This is a genomic window from Stenotrophomonas panacihumi (assembly GCF_001431645.1).
Lineage (GTDB): Bacteria > Pseudomonadota > Gammaproteobacteria > Xanthomonadales > Xanthomonadaceae > Stenotrophomonas_A > Stenotrophomonas_A panacihumi.
The window spans coordinates 16,630-36,597 of sequence record NZ_LLXU01000035.1; the positions used below are offsets into that span (position 1 = coordinate 16,630).

The window sequence follows — 19,968 nt, forward strand, 5'->3', positions numbered from 1 at the left end:
GGGCTTTCAGCGTGATTTGCTGTCGCGCAGCGCCTTGATGCGCGCCGGCGGCTGGAACGAATCGGCACGCGCGTCGGCCCAGAAATCGTGGAAGACCGCATGGTCGGGCACCTGCCGCAGCAGCTCGCCCGGTTCCAGGTAGCGAAACAGCGAGGCCAGCGAACGGATCTCCACCGCCGACACGCGGCGCAGGATGTGCTCGGGGCCCAGCTGCGAGGGATCATTGAGGCCCGCCGCGGCCAGCAGCTCGCGCAACGCGCGCAGCGTGTTCTCGTGATAGTGGTGCACGCGCGTGGCCTTGTCGGCCAGGTCCAGGTGCTTCCAGCGACGCGGGTCCTGCGTGGCCACGCCGGTGGGGCAGCGGTCGGTGTGGCAGCTCAGCGACTGGATGCAGCCCAGCGCGAACATGTAGCCACGCCCGGCGTTGCACCAGTCCGCGCCCATCGCGATGGTCTTGGCGATCTCGAAGGCGCTGGTGATCTTGCCGGCCGCGCCGAGCTTGATGCGATCGCGCAGGTCCAGGCCCACGAGGGTGTTGTGCACCAGCCGCAGCGCCTCGTGCATCGGCACGCCCACGTGGTCGACGAACTCCGCCGGCGCCGCGCCCGTGCCGCCCTCGGCGCCATCGACGACGATGAAATCCGGCAGCAGCCCGGTTTCCTGCATCGCCTTGGCGATGCCGAACCATTCCCACGGATGGCCCAGCGCCAGCTTGAAGCCGGTCGGCTTGCCGCCGGACAACTCGCGCAGGCGGGCCACGAACTGCAGCAGTTCGATCGGCGTGGAAAACGCCGAATGCGCGGCCGGCGACACGCAGTCGATGCCCATCGGCACGCCGCGCGTGGCGGCGATCTCGGCGCTCACCTTCGCCGCGGGCAGCACGCCGCCGTGGCCAGGCTTGGCACCCTGCGAGAGCTTCACCTCGATCATCTTGACCTGCGGGTCGGCGGCATTGGCGGCGAAACGCTCGGGGTCGAAACGCCCGGCGTCATCGCGGCAACCGAAGTAGCCGGACCCGATCTCCCACACCAGGTCGCCGCCGCGTTCGCGGTGGTAAGGCGAGATCGAGCCCTCGCCGGTGTCGTGGTAGAAGTTGCCGCGCCGCGCGCCTTCGTTGAGCGCGCGGATCGCGTTGGCCGACAACGCGCCGAAGCTCATCGCCGAGATGTTGAACACGCTGGCCGAATACGGCTGGCGGCTCTGCGCGCCGATGAGCACGCGGAAATCGTGCGAATCGATCTTCGCCGGCGCCACCGAGTGGTTGATCCACTCGTAGTCCACGCGGTACGTGCTGTGCAGCGTGCCGAACGGCACCACGTCCATCTGGTTCTTGGCGCGCTGGTACACCAGCGCCCGCTGCTGGCGCGAGAACGGCACCTCGTCCAGGTCGCTCTGCACGAAATACTGGCGAATCTCCGGGCCGATCGATTCCAGCCCGAAACGGAAATGCGCCAGCACCGGGTAATTGCGCCGCAGCGTGCTGCGCGCCTGCAGCATGTCCCACACGCCGATCACGCACAGCACCGCGAAGATCACCACGCCCCAGTCCCAGGCGATCCAGTAGCGCGCCAGCGCCACGGACACGACCAGCATCAACAGGCAGAACGCGAAGGCCAGGTAGCGGTACATCGGTGCCTCTCTCGGGAAAGTGCGGCCGCTGGCCGAAGGCTAGAGCCGGTCGGTGACGGCCTCGCGGGGCCACGCCGACTTGACGTCGTACACCACGGCCTGCGGACGGCCGAGCGCGGCGATGTCGGCGGCACTGTACCCCCGGTACTGCGCATGCGCGACCGCCAGCACCACGGCATCGTACTGGCCTGCCTGCGGCGCATCGCACAGGGTGATGCCGCCGTGTTCGCGCGCTTCGCGCGGGTCGGCCCAAGGGTCGCAGGCATCGACCTGCGCGCCGAGCGCCTGCAGCCCGCGCACCAGTTCCAGTGCGCGGCTGTTGCGCAGGTCCGGGCAGTTTTCCTTGAACGTCACGCCCAGCACCAGCACGCGCGCACCGGCGATGGGCCGGCCCTGCGCACCGAGCAACGCGGCCACGCGCGAGGACACGTGCTGTTCGACGCGGTTGTTCACCTGCCGCGCGGTGTGGATCAAATCCGGGTGGTAGCCCACGCTCTCGGACTTGTGCAGCAGGTAATACGGATCCACGCCGATGCAGTGCCCGCCTACCAGCCCGGGCCGGAACGGCAGGAAATTCCACTTGGTGCCAGCCGCTTCGAGCACGTCCAGCGTGTCGATGCCGAGCCGGTCGAAGATCAATGCCAGTTCGTTGACCAGCGCGATGTTGACGTCGCGCTGGATGTTCTCCACCACCTTGGCCGCCTCGGCCACGCGAATGGACGGCGCGCGCCAGGTGCCGGCGGTGATGATGCCGCGGTACAGCGCATCCACGACCTCGGCGGTTTCCGGGGTGGAGCCGGCGGTGACCTTGCGGATATCCGGCAGGCGGCGCTGGCGGTCGCCCGGGTTGATCCGCTCCGGGCTGTAGCCGCAGTGGAAATCCTGGTTGAAGCGCAGGCCCGAGCCCTGCTCCAGCAACGGCACGCAGACTTCCTCGGTGGTGCCGGGGTAGACGGTGGATTCGTAGATCACCAGGTCGCCGGGCTTGAGCGCGGCGGCGATCAGCGCGGTGGCCGAACGCAGCGGGCCGAGGTCGGGCTGCTCGGCCTCGTCGATGGGCGTGGGCACGGTGACGATGAACACCTGCGCGCTGGCCAGGTCGGCCGGCGCGTCGCTGTAGTGCAGCCGGGTGGCCTGGGCGAGTTCCTCGGCCGGCACTTCCAGCGTGCTGTCCTCGCCCGTCCGCAGCCGCGCGATGCGCTGCGCGTCGATATCGAAGCCGAGCGTGTCGCGGTGGCTGCCGAACGCCACCGCGAGCGGCAGGCCGACGTATCCCAGGCCGATGATGGCGATGCGCGCGGTGGCGGGATCAGGCAGGGCGGCAGCGGGCATGCGGTTCCTTTCGGCGAGCGGGCGCGCCAGGCGCAGGCGGCGCGCGGCCGGCAGCATAACCCAGCGCCCGTGATTCACAAGCTGCGCGCGATCAGGCACGCTATCGTGCCGGTTCGCACCGGCAGGCAACACCACGCCCGAGTGGTGAAACTGGTAGACACAAGGGACTTGGACAATTTGAGCCTTCGGGGGGAAACGCCCGAAGTGGCACCCGTCAAAGTCGGCGAACGCCCTGGACGCCCCGCGTCCGCGCCAACGCCGAGCCAAGCCCGGCCCCTCGCCGGGAAGGTGTAGAGAGCAGACGGCGGGCACCTACGGCCGCAGGGCTACGGTGAAGGCGTGCTCCAGACCACGAACGGCGTGCACGCGCGCCGGCGGCGAAAGCCGAAGTGGCACGAAAATCCCTCGCCGAAAGGCATGCCGGTTCGATCCCGGCCTCGGGCACCAACACACACCGCCACGCCGCCCCGGTCCCCGGGGCGGCGTGGCGTGCTCGCCTTACAGGATGGCCTTCAGGCCCTTGTCGGCAATCACGTTCAGCAGCTTCAGCGCCGGGCCGGCCGGGCGCGTTTCGCCCTGCTCCCACTTGCGCACGGTCGAGGCCGTGGTGTGCAGGTGGTGGGCGAACACCGGCTGGCTGAAACGCAGGCCCTCGCGCAGCCGCTTGATGTCGATGGCGCTGAAATCGCGCACCGGCGGCGGGCAGACGGCTTCGAATTCACGCATGGTGACCTTGTCGATCGCCCCTGCCTCGTACAGCGCCGCGATGTCATGCCGCAGCGATTCGGTCAATTTGCTCACGTTCCACCTCGGTTGGAGAGTTCGGTACTTCTGCCGGTGTTGCCACATTCATCACTCGAATTGCGGTTAGAGTCGGCGCGAGGGATCGACGGCACACGCACAGGGACGGCAGGTTTCGCGCCCCCGCGCCATCGCGCGCGGGATCGCCCGCACCCTTGCTGCACTGGATCGTCCATGGACTCATCGCAACTGGCTTCCCTCGTCGACGCCATGTCCGCGCTCGCCGCCCGCCTGGACGCGGTGACCTGGGTCACCGGCGCCCTGCTTGAAACCCATCCCGACCCGAACGCCGTGCTCGAGGCCTGGCGCCGGCGCATGCCCGATGCGACCGACAGCGGCTTCGAGATCCCGGAGGCCGCCGCGCTGTACCGGGCGAAGTTCCAGCAGGAACTGGCCGAGTGGTCCGAGACCCTGGCTTCGATCGCCCGCGAACACGCCCGCGCGCCGCGCTGAAGCTTCCGGGCGGCCCATCGCTCAGATCGCCCGCGAGAAGCCGCCGGCCGGACGCGGCTGGCGCAGGTAACGGTCGAAGCACATCGCGATCAGGCGCAGCAGCGGGCGGCCCCGTTCGGTGGCGCGCACGTGGCCGGCATCGGCTTCCACCAGGCCGTCGGCGCGCAGCGGGTCCAGCGCTTGCAGCTCCTGGGCGAAATACTGTGCGAAATCGATGCCGTGTCGTTCGCCGATCTGTCGCGTGTCCACTTCGCCCTGGCACATCAGCGACTGGATCAGGTCGCCCCGGATCACGTCGTCGCGCGACATCGCCAGCCCGCGCCAGACCGGCACGCGGCCCTGGTCGATGGACGCTTCCCACGCCGGCAGCTCGCGCGGATTCTGCGCGTAGGTGCCGCCCACCCGGCTGATCGCGCTCACGCCCAGGCCAAGCAGGTCGGTCGCCGCGTGCGTGGTGTAGCCCATGAAGTTGCGGTGCAGGCCGCCCTCGCGTTGCGCGCGCGCGAGCTCGTCGTCGGGCAGCGCGAAGTGGTCCATGCCGATGTATTGGTAGCCGGCGGCGGTCAGCCGCTCCACCGCCAGGCCCAGCAGCGCCAGGCGCATCTCGGCATCGGGCAGGTCTTCGTCGTGGATGCGGCGCTGCGCGCGGAACATCGACGGCAGGTGCGCGTAGCCGTAGATCGCGAAACGGTTCGGCCGCGCTTCCAGCACGCGGTCCAGCGTGTCGCCGAAGCCTGCGAGCGTCTGCTTCGGCAGGCCGTAGACGAGGTCCACGTTGACCGAGCGCATGCCATGCGTACGACAAGCCTCGATCAGCGCCAGCGTCTCGCGCGCGTTCTGCACGCGGTTGATGGCCTTCTGCACGGTGGGATCGAAATCCTGGATGCCGAGGCTGGCGCGGGTGAAGCCGAGCTGCGCCAGATCCCCCAGTTCGGCGGGGGCCAGCGTGCGCGGGTCCAGCTCGATGGAGAAATCGCGCGAGGGTTCGCTGCTGAAATGGAAATGGTGGCGCAGGCCGCGCAGCAGTTCTCCGATGAGATCGGGGCTGAGGAAATTCGGCGTGCCGCCGCCGAAATGCAGCTGCACCACTTCGCGCTTGCCGGCGAGCAGCGGCGCGATGAGGCTGGCCTCGCGCAACACCCGCGCGACATACGCCACGCCGCGGCTGCGGTCGCGGGTGATGACGCGGTTGCAGCCGCAGTAGAAGCACGGGCTGCTGCAGAACGGCACGTGGATATACAGCGACAGCGGACCCGCCGGCGCCTGTTCGATCGCCTCGCGCAGCTGCGGCCAGCCGAAGCCGTCATGGAACTGCGGCGCGGTGGGGTACGAGGTATAGCGAGGGCCCGGACGGTCGTAGCGGCGCAGCAGCTCCGCATCGAAGTGCCAGCGGGGGATGACGTGGGCTTGGGCGGTCGTCTGCATGGCGCGCAGCATCGCCGGGTATACCCGTGCCGTCCTTGATCAGGATCAATGCCCGGCCCGGGCGGATCGCGGACCCCGGAAACGACAAAACCCGCCATGGGCGGGCTTTGTATGGAGGCCTGGGTCGGAATTGAACCGGCGTACGCGGATTTGCAGTCCGGACGGGAATCGAGCTGGGACAAGCCTTTCGGCTGGCAGCTCGTTCCGCAAATGGTCGCGCGACGTGCCTCGAAGAGCCTTGCGGCGCAAGGGGCGCCAGTCGATTGCGGAACGCCTTCGGGAAACGATCCCTAGGCGCGCCGCCCCTCCGGTAGTCCCCGGTCGCCGGGTTCAAGGAGCGAACATCGGGAGCCCGCCCTTTGAGGCAGGGATAGCCTCAAGTGGCTTCGTACCCAACAACTCTTGGAGATAGGATCGATTCGTCTCCTGCTGCGACTCGATGAGCAGCATCACCTTTTCGTAGCGATCGCGATCAATCTCCCCACGCCGCAGCTTCGTCTTTGCCTTTGTTACACGCGACGAAAGCCGGATTTCCTCTTCCGTACACAGCTTGATCGCATGCATGGTGGTTCGGCGAAACTCAACCATGCCCCGATCATTCAAATGCAGATAGTCACGAGTGTATTCGCCCCAAGGAGACATCGCCTTGACTTCGCCAGTAGCCTTGTCGAAGACAATATGCGCTGCCATCTCATGATCGCAGGGGTTTGGAATATACGGCCCAGATTTTTCGTCATCCGGCCAATAGTTCCCCTTCCACGAGTTGCAAGCGGCGCAGCAGTAGAAGAGGTTAAAGTAGTCGTTGGTGAGGGCCGTAAAGCGCGGATTTGCCTTTGGCCGATAGTGATCAACCGCGTAGATGCTGCTCGGCCCACGAGTGTCGGGAAATCTGCAATAGACACAAAGACGGGAAAATTCCGTCTGCAGAAAGCGCTTATAGCTCTGATAGCGCTTAAAGCGCCTCGGGCGCAACTTTCGAGTGAGCTTAGTCTTGGGATAGAGAAAGACGGACACGCGCGCCCTCAGGCATCGAGCAACAAATCAATCTCGGCTAGCACAGCTTTGGAACGCTCAAGCGACCCTATCACTTCCTCCAGACGAGCCACCTGTGAAGGATGGACGCGGGGTGCCAATGACTCCATCCGCCTATTGAGTATTTCTAGACGGGCCAGAGTCTCGACTGAGGAATCGGCTCGCGCCAACTTCATCGTAAGCAAAGCGGCGCGCTGACTGGCAACTACAGAAGTGATTCGTTCTTTCGCCTCAACCTGCCTTTTCACGATCGCGCCCACAGCCTCGATCATTTGGGTCTCAACGCGCTCAACGGCCTCTTTCGCCACCACGTTAGTCCGCGTGCCCGTAGCAGCGTAGCGTGTCACCGTGCTTGGCTCACTACGCTCCTCGGAGATGAATGACGTGAAATGGCGGCGAGGCTCATGCGGAGTGGTCACCGCTGGGGGGAACATTACCGAATGAGGAATACTTGCGTAGTCGACCGCGTGCTGTTGGTAATCCATACCGATCAACCTCCTCGCAGATACGAGCGGGCATCCTCGCCCAGGCTCCAGTCAAAAATGTTAAACGCTAGTTCGTGGAGAGAATCGAGACACTTCAGCGTATCCCCAAGCGCAATGCCCTGGGCGTACGCGTCAATGTCAATTACGTACTCAGGCTTCAATCGATCTTCGACTTGACGAAGCTGCAGCTGGTGCTGGAAGTTGAACCCTCTACCGTCCTCGTTCATCGCAGAAATGCGGCCTCCGAAATCGGTCAAGCCCTGCACGCCCGCGCTATGCAAAGGACCGACGATTGCAGAATTCAGCCACGCCCCATTGATGGGATCTTCTGGATGAGAAATCAAGTTAACAAATCGCAACCCAACACGAGTCCAAGAATCGGCATCAACCATTTCGCTCGCTGCGGCTACGACTTCTTCTACCCGTGCACGAAGATCCGCGTAAGTCGTGTATTTAGTACCTTCAACCTGAAGTGCGTTGGGCCGCAGTGCAATGGCCCAAGCCGTGTTAAGTGATCGAAGCACATGAAAATGTGAAGTACTGCCCTGAACACCAGGAGCGAAGCTTACTTCGTTGCCCAGCTCGAGCGTCGGATAGCTTTTGCGCAGAGCCTTCACGAAAGCGTGAGGAGGCACTCGGTTCCCCAGTTCCAATAACGTGGGAAACCTGAGCTCGCAGACAATCGACTTCAAGAACCCTAGCTTGTAAGCGTCAACGTTCGGCGACTGGTAGCCGAATAGCACGTCTGCCGTGACCTGGGCCATAGGATTGTGTGGGGTGCGGAAACGGCGGCAGTTTGCCAGCTTTCGTTGCAACACGCACGTCTCAGTACCGGGCGAGACTACAACCGAACTGGTCCGCTAGTTCCAGCCCCTTGGCCGTCTGACCTCGTAGATCGCCCCGCGAGTGAAGTACCACTCCTCCGGCGCGCCGCCTGGCAATGCCCCTGGCGGCTCGTGGCGATGTGCGCGGCCTGATAGCCGTTGGGGCCAAGGATACGCAGTGGCCCGACGACGATCTTGCCGGCCACCGCCGGGTTCACCAGCACCACGGTGTCGCCGTTCTGCAGGCGCACCGACTCGTCCGGCACCTGGCCGTTGAGCAGGATCGGGGGGTCTCGTCGTGGTCCGTCATGCCTGCCTCCCCGTCTCAGCGACGCCGCCGGCGCCGATGGGTCGTCTGGACCTCGATGCCCATCCGGCGTTCCTCTGGAAGCGCGTAGCCCAGGCCACGGTACTGCTCCCGGATCCGCTCCTCCCATCGCACGGCCCAGCTCTCCAGGAAGCGGACAGACTCGTCACGGCTCGGCAGGAACTCGAAGCGGAGGTTGGTCGTCCCGTCGTTCCTGGAGACGCGGCAGCCCCGGCCCTCCGGCAGTTCCACGATCAGGCCGATCCCACGGCCGTCGAGATCGAGGTGTAGGTCGGAGCCCCATGGGCGCCATTGGAATCCAACTGGTAGCGACATGCCCCTAACCTACCCTGCCGCGTTTCACAGTCTGCGACTGGCCGGAACCTGAGCGTTGGCCCCTGCCCGTCGATACCATGTGACCTGTGAAGCCCGACGAATCGTCCACGACCTCGCAACGGTCCTTTCACCGCGCCTGATGAGAATCACCCCGACTATTTCTGGAGGCGATATGAGCGGGGCGAACGCTGTTGTAGTGAATGTGGAGTCGGTCATCTCGGCGTGGGGCGCCCGGCATGCGACCAGCCCCTATTCGCACCTGGACTTCCAGCGTGACGTCGTGCCCTCCTTGAAGGCGGCCTGCGACGCATACCTCGCGTGCCATGGGGACCGGGAATGCATGCAGCTGCGCTATGACGCGCGGATGTCAGTGAGCGTTGGCCGACGCGCCTCACCCGAGCAAACTGCTGGAATTGCCGAGGCATGCTGGGCTGAACTGCAACGCGGTCGCTGAGGCCGTCTTTGCCAACTCAGGTCCAATGGAGCGGCGCGATCCCTTCGGGCATCAGGCCCGCTTGGTCCAGGTGCCATAAAGCGTATTGCCAGATGTAGATCCCGTCCGCCGCTCGGCAGTGTTCGGCGACGCTACCAACGCGTTCCCGGAACCACCCGTAGTCGAACTCGTCGGCCTCGGAAGTACCGCCGGCAGGAAGGTCGCGGCACAGCTGATCGATCAAAGCAGTGGCAGTCGCCCGATCCATCGCATCACCCGTGCCTGCCAGCTTCCGCCTCCAAAGTCCCGGCCCATAGCCTTAGCTGCTCATGGAATAGCGCCCGGTACTGCTCGTTGGCAATTTCGAACCCGCTGTCGGCAGCGTCTACGGCCCGCTCGCGCCATGCGGCCAATACCTGATCGGGATGCGGGTGGGAACGCAACAGCGCACCTGAGACCCACGTCAGTGCGTCCACCCGAGCTGCGAGGCCCATCAGCGCTTTCGCATAGGCGTCCGCGTCATGTTCAGCCATGAGATTTCCCTCAGCGGCCAGTTCTGCAGCAGGAGGCTACTCCTGCCCGCGGCGAGTGGCGAGGGTGTCCAAGGTCATCGTCCAAGCGGCCAATTCCTCGAGGTACGCCTGCCGATAGTCAAATCCCTGCCCGACCATGCCCCCGGCGCGTTCAACGGCGCGCCTGGCATGCCAGCTGGCCTTGACCTGACCGAGGCTGGAGTGCGAGTGGATAAGCGTCGTGGCAACCCAGCTCAACGCGTCGCACCGGCCCCGCAGGTGCTCAATGATCTCGGCATCCGTGGGCTCGCGCATAGACTTCTCCGCGCAAAAAGGTATCTCGAAGGATCATGGCTCACGTCTTTGCGGCAGCCTTCTTTGCTGGACTGAAGGTGACGACGAGATCCGAGCGCCATCGAGGGTAGAGCTTGATGGCTTCCTCTAGCAATATGCCTCTCTCAGGCAACCAAACGTCGCCTTCCCACACTATGAAATTCAGCTGATCTACAGCCATGACCCTAAAGAGCGCCATGTCCGATTGATCCCAGTGCTTCCCAGGGTGAACCCTGTTGAACCTTCGGGCAGCTTCGTGCGCACCGAGCGTATCGCTGACATAAAGCACCTCATCCATGGCGCACCCCGTGGGTTAGGTTTCGCCCATAGATCAACCACATCGGCATAAAATTTGCGTGAAGCATTCGCCCGGACCGCTCAGAGCGACTAGGCCGCCAGCCTATGCTCGTAGAAGGGATGCTGCTTATCGTCGAATATCGCGTACAGGGCGGCCAGGTTGTTCGGGTCGGGGTTGAGCCAGGCGTCGACGTGCTCGGGCTTGATGTTGATGATCGTCCGGTCGTGGCCGGCGGCGGCGACCTCGGGCTCGGGCTCGTCGGTGATGGCCGCGAAGCTCAGCAGGTCGGGCTCCACGCCCTTCGGATCCGTCCAGGCTGACCACAGGCAGGCCACCAGCATGGGCTGGCGGTCGCGCGGCGTGAACTGGATGACCTGGTTCTTGCCGTCCGGACCCTCGACGTTCTCGTAGAAGGTGTCCACCACCAAGATGCCGTGCCGCCGGCCGAAGGCCTCGCGCCAGTAGCTCTCCAGGCTGTCCCGCCGGGCGTTGTAGGTCCCAGGGTACTTCGTGTCATAGAAGGCCGGCTTGCCCTCCAGCCGGCACTGGTAGCGCATGGGCTTGATGACTCGCCTTCCGCCCTCCATGACGATCACTGGCGCATAGACGCCGGGGAAGATCCGGCTGTCGCGCGACAGGGGCTCGGTACGTCGCAGGTCGGCCAGCTTCTGCTCGGCTTGTGCGATCTTGTTGCCGGCCACGCGCACGTCATTCTCCGCCTTCTTGGTGACCTTGGTCTGCAGCGCCCGCTCGGCGTTGTTGAGCCGTGTCTTCTGCTCGAACAGCTGCTTCTCCCAGCGGGAAGCCTCGTCCTGGTTCCAATCGCAGATCTCGGCCGCGATCGAGGCGACCTCCGCTTGGTCGGAGAGAAGAAAGCCATCGTCCATCGCCTTCGGGGTCTTCGGCCGAGCCTTACCGGGGTCGTGGAAGTACAGCTTCGCGAAGTCGTCCAACGACATCACGGCGCCGTAGTTGCGCACCAGCTTCCGGTAGTCGGCGATCACCTGGGCGGAGTAGCACATCGGTCAGGCAGCCTCGTCGATCGGCGGGATCAGCCCGTTGCGGGCCAGCATACCCAAGGCCTGATGCTCGACCCAGTCTCGGTCGGCGCCCGGCGCAGCCGCATCGGCGATCGTCTCGACCATGGCCGCGAAGGCTTCGAAGAAGTGGTGCTCCTGGGTGGCGAGCAGCCCGGGCATGCTGCCCCCGAGCTGGTCCAGATGCGCCTGCAGTTGATCTCGGGTCAGAGCCATGGCTCGTCCTCCGGTTGGGACGACAGGCTAGGCCCGGTTCCGTTGAGGCGGCGTAGACGGGCAGCCTCCCGGCGCAGCCGCGCCACGGCATCCGCGTGGCGGCACCAGGCCCGCCAGCCCCGCCCGCGCGGCGGGGGCATGCTCTCGATCTGCCGCTCGATGGCTTCCGCCCGCTGAGCGGCCTCGCGGGCCTTGGTATTGGCTTTGCGCATGGCCGGGAGGATGAATTGAGGCCGTCGCATGTGCTGCGACCTGTCACTTCGAACGTATTTCCGAAGACCCTGCAGCGGGAACCTTCTCCTGCCCGGCTGGCCGACGCAGATTTGCGCGAGGACCGGGATGTCCGGCGGCTACGGTGGCCGCTCACTCTCAGGAGAGAACCCATGCGTTCGTTCGCACTGCTCATAATCGCCGCAGCCCTTGCCGGCTGCTTCACCACCCGCTCGCCCTCCCAGCAGATCCACAGCTACCACAGCGCCCATTCTGCCGATCTGGTCCGGGCCTGCATCGCGGAGCGATTCACGCCGCGCTATTACGGCGGCGTCGAAGTCCAGGGCGGCTGGCCGAAGGCTCCGCTTGGCATACAGATCGACAGCGACGCCGGCGGCTCACGCGTCACGACGCGCGGACCGCTCGACCCGCAGCTGGCCAGCTGCCTTTAATCTTCAGCAACCTGTGGCAGGGCCTCTTCTGTACCGGCCAGCTGCAGCCGGTGGTCGACCACCGCCTTGATCATCGCCATCAGCTTCCAGCCCGGCTCGACAGTCTGCTCGCCTGTCGCCGGGTTGGTGACGGTGTAGTCCCCCGCCAGCAGGTCGGCGATCTGCGCGCTGATCACGCTGACGAAGTCGCGCGAGACCACGAACAGCGGATCGCTGCCATCTCGGGTGACGATCTTCTCGATCGCGAAATCTACGGTGCCCAGCTGCTCCGCGGTGGCTGCTGTCGGGTTCCACTTCACTGCGATGTTCGGGGCGACCAGCTCGGTGGTGGTGCCCAAGCCCTGCATGGTGATCATGGCGCTTCCTCAGTAGTTGGTGACGTCGAGAATGATTCCGGCGACCGGACCGTTGGCCGCCGACACCGCGCCGGCGATGGTCGCGACCTGAAAGGGGGATACTGTGATCGTGCCGCTACTTACGGATGCGCCGAAGCTCTGCACAACCCCCGCACTTGGGCCTGTGGGGATGGCACGGCCGCCGGGATTCATCGCGACCGCATATGTGCGCCCGGCCGGGAGGCTGTAGGTCACACCGCTGATCCCATCGTTCGAAACGATGCCCACGACTCGCATGGCCCTCCAGGTGGAATCGAACACCACCTCCCCGGCCGCGTTCATCACCTGCAGCCCGTACGTGCCGCGCTCGGCCGGCGCCAGCGTGTCGTAGGCATACCAGTCGAAGGTCGCGCCGACGTCCGCCCGAACATAGAAATAGGCCCACCAGGAGCCATCGGGGTTCTGCTGCGGGTTGCCCATCGCTACCAGCGAGCCGGAGCGAACGGCGACCAGCGGCCGGCGATTGAAGCCTCCACCGAACTGCACGGCCACGTAGCTGACATTCGCGCCGGCCAGCGGAAAGTAGATGGTCGTGGTGGTGGCGCTTCCCTTGCTGCGCTGATGCAGGTTCTGGTAGCTGCCGTCGATCTGCAGCATGCTGCTGCCGTCCTGGGCCATTACTTGGAAGCCAACAGGCATCAGCGCACCCCGTAATACAGGTCCGCGTCCGTCTGCAGACCTGGCGAGGTAGTGTTGGGTGCGAAGGAAATGGTGCCGCCGCTGATCGTGATCTTGTGGCAGCAGCCGGTGGGGTAAGACCGGGGAACCGGAATCGCCCACGGCTCCCCAAGCGATGCATCAACAGTTACCGAGCCACTCTCCCCCGCCCCGATATACCGGATACCTACCAGGCGCGACAGGCGCGTGGTCAGATCTACCGTCAGGTTTCCGGCCGCGTCCCAGGCTTGCAATCCGGCAGGCATCAGGCCCAAGTCCCCATGCGCACTCGGAGCGTTCCGGCCGCATCATATACGCGCCAGTTGCCCGAGCTGAACTCGGTTCGAGCACCGCCAGCGGGCGCCACGATGTTGAAGTTGTCCGCGACGATGGTGAAGGTTCCCTTGGTGCCGTTGTTCACCGACTGCACACCCGTGACGTAGCCGTTTGCGTTCAGCGTCACTTGCCACGAAGCGTTGTAGCTGGCGACACCGTTCTCGGCGGTCGTGACGCGAGCGGTAAGCGACTGCGTGGCGCTGGCCTGCGTCTGCAGGGTCTGATCAGCGCTGTAAACGGTGGCGGGCAGCTGGCCCTGCTCCACCTTTACTCGACGCACCCCGATGGCCGTGCAGCCCGTGACGCCCTCCCATACGAAGCGCACGCGTGCCGATGCGCAGTTCGACGGCGGAATGAATTGCTTTGCGTACTGCTGGCGCGTCGCATCACTATCGCTGAAGTTCTTGTTCGGAGAAACGGTGATGGTGGTAACGCTGGTGCCCGTGATCAACGAGCCGTTGCCGTCGTAGAACTGCAGGTCCATTCGAATCGTGCCGGAGCTGGCATACAACAGGCCGTCCCAGGACAACACGTAGTTGGCACCGGCCGACATCGGGAAAGGCGCGCTCGTGAAAGCATGGCCACCGCCGTTGATCGAGCTGGGATTGGTGTGCGTGCAGGTGACACCCCAATATGAGTTCTGCCCAGCCAGCCACCCGGCCGTTTCACCATCGGGCCACATGCCCAGTTCAAAGCTGCCGTTCGGCATCAGGTTCGGTCGCACAGACGAAGCCGTGGCGGCCACGTTGGTGATCGCCGTACCCTGCGAGGTGATGGTGTTGCCCTGTGCCGTCACGGTCGCCTGCAACGCGGTGAGCGCGCTCGCATCGGCCTTGCCTGCCACGCTGGCCTGCAAATTGGTGATCGCCGTGCCCTGCGAGGTAATGGTGTTCTCCGCAGTGGTCACGCGGGTGGTCAACGCAGTGATCGCCGAAGCGTTCGCGATGCCGGCCTGGTTGGCGTTGTAGGCATCGGTCACGTCCTGCATCATCAGGTTGTCGATCAGCACCGAAGCGTCGAGCACGGAGGTGCTCCCCGGCATGTTGAGCCACGGGCGTGCGCGGATGTGGCCCGCCGGGACGGTGACGTAACCCGAAATCTTCGTCCAGGCCGTGAGCGTAGAGACGGTCTTGGTGAGGTCGGCGACGGTGGTCCACGCGTTCGTGTTGGCGCTGTTCTGGCTGTTGACGCCCAGCCGGAACTGCGAAGAGCCCGGCGACGGCTGCGTCACAAGGTCGGCCTTCACCACCGCCTCGAGGTAGTACACGCGGCCGCCGGAGGTGTCGCCGAACTGGCCGTAGTAGGTGTCGAGATTGGTGGAGTTCGGCGCCACCGTGCGACGCAGGCGAGCCGCGCGGCTGCCCGCATACACGTCGGTCGATTCGGCCACGATGGTGCCGACGCTGGCCGTGTAGATCGTCGCTCCGTCCGCGTAGGACTCGAACCCGAAGTCGTTGACCAAGTTGGGGCCACGAGCGTTGAGCTGGCCCACCGTGCTGGTGAGCGTGGTGATGCTGGTCGCCTGCGAGGTGATCGAGTTCTCGGCGTTCGTCACTCGAGTGGTGAGCGCCGTGATGGCCGAGGCGTTAGCAGCATTGGCATTGGAGACTTCGCTGATGCTCGGCTCCCACTGCGTCGCGACTTCGCCCTGCTGGAATTGAGCGTTATCCATTTCCATGTACATCGCCTGGCTCGCAGCGGTGGAGTACATGCGATAGAGCACGCGCGCGGCCACGCTGCCCGTCGGCGCGGCGGCCGGAGACGTGTAGGCATAACGGGTCAGCGTGTCGGTCGGGTTGGTCAGCGGGCCGTTGTCGGTGCGCAGCGTGTTGCCGCTACCGTCCACATACAAAATGATCTGGCGGAATTGCAGCGTGGGCGTGCCGCGCAGGAAGGTGCTGAAGGTGTACTTCTGGCCGGCAACGACCTTGGGCCGATTGGCGACTGCGGGCTCGATGCCCAGGTTCTGACCCGACGCAGTGGAGGTTGCGTCGAGACGCACAACCACGTTGGAACCCGGCAGCGGCGACGCAGGATAGGAGTAGGCCGGCGCAACACCGTTGACAGACCAGTTCGTAGGCACCGCCGTGTCGCTGGTGCGCGCCTCGAACGAGCTGTTCAGGAGCAGGTTGTCTCCGCCGATGTTTCCCATGCTCGACTGCAACGAGGTGATTGCGGTGGCCTGCGAGGACACCGTGTTCTCGACGTTGGTCACGCGCGTGGTGAGTGCGGTGACAGCCGATGCATCCGCCTTGCTTCCGATGTCGCTCTGCAACTGCGTGATCGCCGCGCCCTGCGAAGTGAGCGCGCTGCCCTGCGCAGTGGTGAGCGTCTGCAGGTTGGTGATCGCCGTGCTGTTGGCCGACACGCCGGCCTCAACGTCTCCAACGCGCGAGGTGAGCGACGTGATCGCGTTGCCCTGAGAAGTAATGCTTCCTTCGGCCGTGGCGACGCGCGTGGTCAGCGCGGTGAGCGCCGAACCCTGAGAGGTAATGTTGCCTTCGGCCGTATCCAGTCGCGTGTCGAGCTGCGTGATGGCGTTGGTGTTGGAAGTAATGCCGCCTTCGGCCGTGGTGACCCGCGTGTTGAGGTTGGTGATCGCAGTGGTGTTGCCGCTGATACCTGCCTCGGCGTCCTCGACGCGCGAGTCGAGCGCGGTCAGAGCGTTGCCCTGCGCGGTCACTTCGCCGCCGATGCTGGTCACATCCGTCTGCAGTACGCTGATCGCCACGGAATTGGCGGCGACTTGGTCGGCCAAGCTGGAGTAGTCGCCCAGGTCTTGCCAGTAGGTAGCATTCGGCGGTTCGATGCCGGCCGGTACATCCTGCGTGGCGGAATACAGGCGCCCCTCGTGCTTCACCATGGAGCCGGCGGCATACTCGGCGGTGCTGACCCAATCGGGCGCATCGAGCGCGCTCTGCAGCGCCTGGATCTGCGCGGCCTGTGCGGCGATGTCGCTGCCCTGCTGCGCCAGCGCGTCGGCCTGCTCAGCGAGCTCCTGCGCCTGATCGGCAAGCTCCTGCGCCTGCTGGCTCAACTGCTCGACAAGCCCTTGCTGTTCCTGTGCGACCTGGTTGAAGCCGTTGAGGATGTCCTGCGTGTTCTGGTCGATCTGGCCCTGCTGCTCGGCCTGGATCTCGCCCAGGTTCTTGCCGAGATGCTTCTGAACAACGCGCATACCCGTCGAGAGGCGACCGGAGGTATTGCGCGAGCGACAGGCGATCGTCCAGTCCCCGCTCGCCGGCACCACCGATTCGAAGGCGATGGCGTGATAGCCGTCATTGCCCAACGGCGTCATCTCCTCCCACACCGGATCGGACTGCAGGCCGGGCGCGTAGCGGATCTCGACGCCGGCGAAGTCGGCGGACTGGATGGTGTCGGTGAAGAAGCCCCAGGTGTACCGGCGCACGCCGCCGCTGACCTCCTCGACGTCGAAGATGTCCACCAGCACCGGCGCGGCGTCAGCACCGGCCGTGGTGTATAGCGTGCTGGCGGCGATGCCGGCCATGCCGTCGGGGTTGTACGGCCGCACCACGATTGCGTAGGTGCCCGCGTGCGGGATGCGCCAGCTGGCCGACCGGGTCACGCTGGCGGCCACCTGCTCCAGCTCGGCATCGCCGTTGAGGTCGGAGAGCACCACCGTGTTGCCGACCGGGCCGGTAATGGCCCAGCTGGCCTGCAGCTCGGTGAACACGGTATCGCCCTGCACCACCTGGCGCTCGGTGACCACCAGGTCGCTGGCCACGGGCCGGGTCTGCAGCGCCGACTGGCTCGGCGCCGGGATGTACTCGCCGGTCTTCACGTAGTGCCAGAACTCCGGCCCCTCCGCGACGACGCTGACGGCCGCGCCCTTCAGGTCGCTCTCCGGCTGAATGCCGGTAACGCGCACGCGGTAGCCGGGTGTCTGCTTAAAGTCGTAGATCCAGATGGTGTCCCACGCCGGGTTATCGGACGAGTTGCCCGGCAGCGCGGCGTCGGCGGGCCACGCCTCCACCAGCCTCAGGGTCTTGCTGGTGCCGGCGAAGGACTGAACCTGCATCACGCGGTACATGCGCTCGCCGGGGATGCGCAGGCCGATGAAGGCGCTCCCTGCGGCTGGCGCCGGCACCTCCTCGTCCAGTTCCAGCGTGACCACGCCCTCGGCGATGCTGGCGCCCATGATCCTCCCGCCGTAGCCCCACTGGGTCAGGTCGTGCTGCAGGGCGAGCAGGGAAAGGCGTCGATAGGACAGGTGCTCGATGTCCGTGCTGTAGCTGATGCTCTTGTACTGGTACAGGCTCTGGGCGAGATGCCAGCGCGCCAGCTGCGCGGCATGCGCCTCGCTGGTGACGCCCTCCCCCGACACCTGGGCGGGGTTGAGCATGGTGGTGATGCCCGGCGCCGGCACGCGCAGGGTTTTGGCCTCCCAGGCCTGGCTGTCGAGGTAGCTGTACTCGATGCCGTCGGCCGCGTTGGCCAGCGTGTAGTCGACCTGGAACTGGCCCTTCTTGATGGTGGCCATGTTGACCACGCCGGAAAAGGGCTGCTCGTCCGCCGCCCAGATCACAGAGAGGCGCCCGCTGGCCCAGCTGATCTGACCGAAGCCCGCCAGTGCCACCGCGTTGAGCACGTCATCGTGGCTGCGGACGTCGGTGATCCAGTTGTCGTAGGTGAAGGCGTTCGCGGCGCAGTGCAGCATGAAGCCCTTCAGCGCCTCGATGTCGATCTGTTCGTCGGGCAGACCAATGCCCGCGATCCGGCGTCCGGTCTCGTCCACGATGCCGCGGGCATAGGCGAGGATCTGCGCTCCAGGGTTGGAGGTCTCTTGGGTGACCCAGTCGGTCCCGTTCCACACCGGAACCGGCGCCGAGTGCGCGACGCAACGGATCTCGTCGGGCGCGCCGTTGAGCTGCCCAGTGGCCTTCAGCCGCACGCCGATTCGCGGAATGCCGGCATAGCTCGCCTCGTCCTGCTGAACGCTCGTCAGCGTTGCCCAGGTGAAGTTGGCCTGCGCGCCGCTGCCGTCGGTGTTGAGGCCGGCAGTGCGCACGCGCACGTCGTATTGCCCGGCGGCGACGTCCTTCGTGTAGCTGACGCGGCGCTGCCGCGGCGTGCTGCCGGTGACCGTGTAGTTCCCGAACACCTGCCACTCGGTCGATCCGGTGGGCCGGTACTGCACCTGGATCTGCTCGGTATTGGCCTTGTCGCCGCCCTTGCTGGTGCGGTCGTACAGGGTGAACTCCACGCCCACCACCAGCTTGATGGCATCGGCCGAGCCGGTGCGCTGCACCCACTGGCCCGGCGTGTGCTTCGGATCGGTGCCGGTGTCCAGCAGCGTGCCGCCGTCCACCACGTCGGCATTGCTGTAGAACGGGATGTCCTCGCTCGGCATGCCGGCGAAGCCGTTGTGGTAGACCTGCACCCCTTCGAACGAGGACAGCAGGGCATCGCCGTTGTACAGCTCATCGACGTGGTCGACGTTCACGCCCGGCGCAAGGATGAGCGCCAGATACTGGTCGTCGCCTTCGTACCAGGCGTAGGCGTTGCTGGCGAGGTCCGGCGCGATGCGCAGCGTGCCCAGCAGCAGCCCCAGCGGCTCGTATGGACGCACCTGGTTGCGCGGTGCGCTGAGGGTGTAGACGTTCTGCCCGGTGCTGGCGTTCTTGGCCTTGTCCGCCTTCGGGCCGAGCACCTTGTTGATCAGCAGGCTTCCCACCATGTACACGGCCGCCTGCATGGCGCCCACGGCGAAGGCGCCGTACGTGGCGATCATGGCGGCGGTGCCGATACCCATGGTGAAGACGGTCAGGGCGATCATGGCCACGATGAACAGTGCGGTCTTGGCCACCGCGCCGCGCACTTCGATCACCTGTCCATGCTTGGGGCGCACGTGGTGCCACATGTGCCGGGGTACGGCGCGGCCGCCGATGGCCACGTGCCACTGCTGCCCGTCCAGACCGTCCACATTCCGCTGCAGGAAGGCGTACAGCGACTCGCCCGGGCGCAGGTCCGCCACGATGTTGGTCTGCCCGTCCAGCAGCACCGGATGCGGCGTGAGGATCAGGCGACCCGGATCCGCGTTGTTCTCCATCAGGCCCATTCGTAGTAACCCTCGATCCTCAGACCCATTTCGGGCAGTTCGCGAACGCGGTGGAGCACGCTGCAGCCGTTGCGCTCATTGCCGTGCAAAACCCAGCCCTCGTGGGCCAGGAAGAAGTAGGTGCCGGCGTGGCCCGGCCGCCGCTGGCCGTGGTCGAGCATCAGCACCAGGTCGCCGTCCTGCGGCGCGCCGTCGCGTCGCCGGGCGTAGGCCTTCGACAGCTCGCCCAAGGCGGCCTGCCCCTCGGTACCGTGCGGGCGCGCACCCGGAAGCTCGATCTCGCGGTTGAAGAGCTGCCGCTGCACGTGAACGACGAGGTCGGCGCAGTCGAACGTCGCCTCGTCATAGGGGATCTCGCAGAACCGCTCCACATCCGCCACACGCAT

The 19,968-nt window shown here is 65.6% G+C and carries 21 protein-coding genes; 2 read left to right on the top strand and 19 right to left on the bottom strand.

Annotated elements, in window-relative coordinates; all coding sequences use genetic code 11:
- Positions 1 to 6: 6 nt before the first annotated feature.
- The 3 genes from ARC20_RS01570 to ARC20_RS01580 form a co-directional block, all read right to left on the bottom strand.
- A complete protein-coding gene (locus ARC20_RS01570; protein WP_057643296.1) occupies positions 7 to 1,629 on the bottom strand; it encodes an FMN-binding glutamate synthase family protein in 1,623 nt (540 codons plus the stop codon).
- 39 nt (positions 1,630 to 1,668) lie between these two features.
- On the bottom strand, positions 1,669 to 2,961 hold the full coding sequence (locus ARC20_RS01575; RefSeq protein ID WP_057643585.1) for a nucleotide sugar dehydrogenase: 1,293 nt from the start codon (positions 2,959 to 2,961) through the stop codon (positions 1,669 to 1,671).
- Positions 2,962 to 3,459: 498 nt separating this feature from the next.
- Positions 3,460 to 3,762: a helix-turn-helix domain-containing protein gene (locus tag ARC20_RS01580; RefSeq protein ID WP_057643299.1), complete on the bottom strand. Its 303-nt coding sequence runs from the start codon at positions 3,760 to 3,762 to the stop codon at positions 3,460 to 3,462.
- A gap of 174 nt (positions 3,763 to 3,936) precedes the next feature.
- Between ARC20_RS01580 and ARC20_RS01585 the strand changes: the two genes are divergently transcribed.
- Positions 3,937 to 4,215, top strand: a complete 279-nt coding sequence (locus ARC20_RS01585) for a hypothetical protein (protein WP_057643302.1) — start codon at positions 3,937 to 3,939, stop codon at positions 4,213 to 4,215.
- A gap of 21 nt (positions 4,216 to 4,236) precedes the next feature.
- Here ARC20_RS01585 and hemN read toward each other — a convergent pair whose 3' ends face one another.
- The 11 genes from hemN to ARC20_RS01640 all read right to left on the bottom strand — a co-directional run bounded on the left by hemN (position 4,237) and on the right by ARC20_RS01640 (position 11,453).
- Entirely contained in the window at positions 4,237 to 5,640 is a 1,404-nt protein-coding gene (hemN, locus tag ARC20_RS01590) for an oxygen-independent coproporphyrinogen III oxidase (RefSeq protein WP_057643588.1), read from the bottom strand.
- Positions 5,641 to 5,970: 330 nt separating this feature from the next.
- On the bottom strand, positions 5,971 to 6,654 hold the full coding sequence (locus tag ARC20_RS18120; protein WP_146165801.1) for an HNH endonuclease family protein: 684 nt from the start codon (positions 6,652 to 6,654) through the stop codon (positions 5,971 to 5,973).
- A gap of 8 nt (positions 6,655 to 6,662) precedes the next feature.
- Complete coding sequence (locus ARC20_RS01600; protein WP_057643307.1) at positions 6,663 to 7,157, bottom strand: hypothetical protein; 495 nt, start codon at positions 7,155 to 7,157, stop codon at positions 6,663 to 6,665.
- A gap of 5 nt (positions 7,158 to 7,162) precedes the next feature.
- Complete coding sequence (locus ARC20_RS17825; RefSeq protein ID WP_146165802.1) at positions 7,163 to 7,975, bottom strand: TIGR04255 family protein; 813 nt, start codon at positions 7,973 to 7,975, stop codon at positions 7,163 to 7,165.
- 331 nt (positions 7,976 to 8,306) lie between these two features.
- Positions 8,307 to 8,624 carry a hypothetical protein gene (locus ARC20_RS01610; RefSeq protein ID WP_057643313.1) on the bottom strand — a complete coding sequence of 106 codons (318 nt, stop codon included), beginning with the start codon at positions 8,622 to 8,624 and terminating at the stop codon, positions 8,307 to 8,309.
- 470 nt (positions 8,625 to 9,094) lie between these two features.
- On the bottom strand, positions 9,095 to 9,301 hold the full coding sequence (locus tag ARC20_RS18710) for a hypothetical protein (RefSeq protein WP_237642482.1): 207 nt from the start codon (positions 9,299 to 9,301) through the stop codon (positions 9,095 to 9,097).
- Between the two features lie 28 nt (positions 9,302 to 9,329).
- Complete coding sequence (locus ARC20_RS01620; RefSeq protein WP_057643319.1) at positions 9,330 to 9,590, bottom strand: hypothetical protein; 261 nt, start codon at positions 9,588 to 9,590, stop codon at positions 9,330 to 9,332.
- A 36-nt stretch (positions 9,591 to 9,626) separates the two neighbouring features.
- Complete coding sequence (locus ARC20_RS01625) at positions 9,627 to 9,884, bottom strand: hypothetical protein (protein WP_057643321.1); 258 nt, start codon at positions 9,882 to 9,884, stop codon at positions 9,627 to 9,629.
- Positions 9,885 to 9,924: 40 nt separating this feature from the next.
- Positions 9,925 to 10,200: a hypothetical protein gene (locus tag ARC20_RS01630; protein ID WP_057643324.1), complete on the bottom strand. Its 276-nt coding sequence runs from the start codon at positions 10,198 to 10,200 to the stop codon at positions 9,925 to 9,927.
- Between the two features lie 89 nt (positions 10,201 to 10,289).
- Positions 10,290 to 11,222 carry an SOS response-associated peptidase family protein gene (locus tag ARC20_RS01635; RefSeq protein ID WP_057643327.1) on the bottom strand — a complete coding sequence of 311 codons (933 nt, stop codon included), beginning with the start codon at positions 11,220 to 11,222 and terminating at the stop codon, positions 10,290 to 10,292.
- Between the two features lie 3 nt (positions 11,223 to 11,225).
- Positions 11,226 to 11,453, bottom strand: coding sequence for a hypothetical protein (locus ARC20_RS01640; protein ID WP_057643330.1), 228 nt, complete (start codon positions 11,451 to 11,453; stop codon positions 11,226 to 11,228).
- Between the two features lie 383 nt (positions 11,454 to 11,836).
- On the opposite strand from ARC20_RS01640, the gene ARC20_RS01645 reads away from it, so the two are divergent.
- Entirely contained in the window at positions 11,837 to 12,115 is a 279-nt protein-coding gene (locus ARC20_RS01645; protein ID WP_057643333.1) for a hypothetical protein, read from the top strand.
- Here ARC20_RS01645 and ARC20_RS01650 read toward each other — a convergent pair.
- Genes ARC20_RS01650 through ARC20_RS01665 form a run of 5 tightly spaced genes read right to left on the bottom strand, consistent with a single transcriptional unit; the run spans position 12,112 to position 19,968 of the window.
- Entirely contained in the window at positions 12,112 to 12,471 is a 360-nt protein-coding gene (locus ARC20_RS01650; protein ID WP_057643335.1) for a hypothetical protein, read from the bottom strand. The genes ARC20_RS01645 and ARC20_RS01650 overlap by 4 nt on opposite strands.
- A 9-nt stretch (positions 12,472 to 12,480) precedes the next feature.
- The gene (locus ARC20_RS01655) at positions 12,481 to 13,107 is read right to left on the bottom strand and encodes a hypothetical protein (RefSeq protein ID WP_146165803.1); all 627 of its coding nucleotides are present in this window, start codon (positions 13,105 to 13,107) and stop codon (positions 12,481 to 12,483) included.
- A gap of 41 nt (positions 13,108 to 13,148) precedes the next feature.
- Entirely contained in the window at positions 13,149 to 13,433 is a 285-nt protein-coding gene (locus tag ARC20_RS18125) for a hypothetical protein (RefSeq protein WP_057645974.1), read from the bottom strand.
- Positions 13,433 to 19,573 carry a host specificity factor TipJ family phage tail protein gene (locus tag ARC20_RS01660; RefSeq protein ID WP_161809452.1) on the bottom strand — a complete coding sequence of 2,047 codons (6,141 nt, stop codon included), beginning with the start codon at positions 19,571 to 19,573 and terminating at the stop codon, positions 13,433 to 13,435. The genes ARC20_RS18125 and ARC20_RS01660 overlap by 1 nt, the downstream gene beginning before the upstream one ends.
- Positions 19,573 to 19,968: a C40 family peptidase gene (locus tag ARC20_RS01665; protein WP_057643343.1), complete on the bottom strand. Its 396-nt coding sequence runs from the start codon at positions 19,966 to 19,968 to the stop codon at positions 19,573 to 19,575. The genes ARC20_RS01660 and ARC20_RS01665 overlap by 1 nt, the downstream gene beginning before the upstream one ends.

Excerpts from the sequence above, each read along its gene's own strand:
- ARC20_RS01570 (WP_057643296.1), bottom strand. The coding sequence starts at position 1,629 with ATGTACCGCTACCTGGCCTTCGCGTTCTGCCTGTTGATGCTGGTCGTG.
- ARC20_RS01575 (WP_057643585.1), bottom strand. The coding sequence starts at position 2,961 with ATGCCCGCTGCCGCCCTGCCTGATCCCGCCACCGCGCGCATCGCCATC.
- ARC20_RS01585 (WP_057643302.1), top strand. The coding sequence starts at position 3,937 with ATGGACTCATCGCAACTGGCTTCCCTCGTCGACGCCATGTCCGCGCTC.
- hemN (WP_057643588.1), bottom strand. The coding sequence starts at position 5,640 with ATGCAGACGACCGCCCAAGCCCACGTCATCCCCCGCTGGCACTTCGAT.
- ARC20_RS01600 (WP_057643307.1), bottom strand. The coding sequence starts at position 7,157 with ATGGATTACCAACAGCACGCGGTCGACTACGCAAGTATTCCTCATTCG.
- ARC20_RS01610 (WP_057643313.1), bottom strand. The coding sequence starts at position 8,624 with ATGTCGCTACCAGTTGGATTCCAATGGCGCCCATGGGGCTCCGACCTA.
- ARC20_RS01620 (WP_057643319.1), bottom strand. The coding sequence starts at position 9,590 with ATGGCTGAACATGACGCGGACGCCTATGCGAAAGCGCTGATGGGCCTC.
- ARC20_RS01625 (WP_057643321.1), bottom strand. The coding sequence starts at position 9,884 with ATGCGCGAGCCCACGGATGCCGAGATCATTGAGCACCTGCGGGGCCGG.
- ARC20_RS01630 (WP_057643324.1), bottom strand. The coding sequence starts at position 10,200 with ATGGATGAGGTGCTTTATGTCAGCGATACGCTCGGTGCGCACGAAGCT.
- ARC20_RS01635 (WP_057643327.1), bottom strand. The coding sequence starts at position 11,222 with ATGTGCTACTCCGCCCAGGTGATCGCCGACTACCGGAAGCTGGTGCGC.
- ARC20_RS01640 (WP_057643330.1), bottom strand. The coding sequence starts at position 11,453 with ATGGCTCTGACCCGAGATCAACTGCAGGCGCATCTGGACCAGCTCGGG.
- ARC20_RS01645 (WP_057643333.1), top strand. The coding sequence starts at position 11,837 with ATGCGTTCGTTCGCACTGCTCATAATCGCCGCAGCCCTTGCCGGCTGC.
- ARC20_RS01650 (WP_057643335.1), bottom strand. The coding sequence starts at position 12,471 with ATGATCACCATGCAGGGCTTGGGCACCACCACCGAGCTGGTCGCCCCG.
- ARC20_RS01655 (WP_146165803.1), bottom strand. The coding sequence starts at position 13,107 with ATGCTGCAGATCGACGGCAGCTACCAGAACCTGCATCAGCGCAGCAAG.
- ARC20_RS18125 (WP_057645974.1), bottom strand. The coding sequence starts at position 13,433 with ATGCCTGCCGGATTGCAAGCCTGGGACGCGGCCGGAAACCTGACGGTA.
- ARC20_RS01660 (WP_161809452.1), bottom strand. The coding sequence starts at position 19,573 with ATGGAGAACAACGCGGATCCGGGTCGCCTGATCCTCACGCCGCATCCG.
- ARC20_RS01665 (WP_057643343.1), bottom strand. The coding sequence starts at position 19,968 with ATGCGTGTGGCGGATGTGGAGCGGTTCTGCGAGATCCCCTATGACGAG.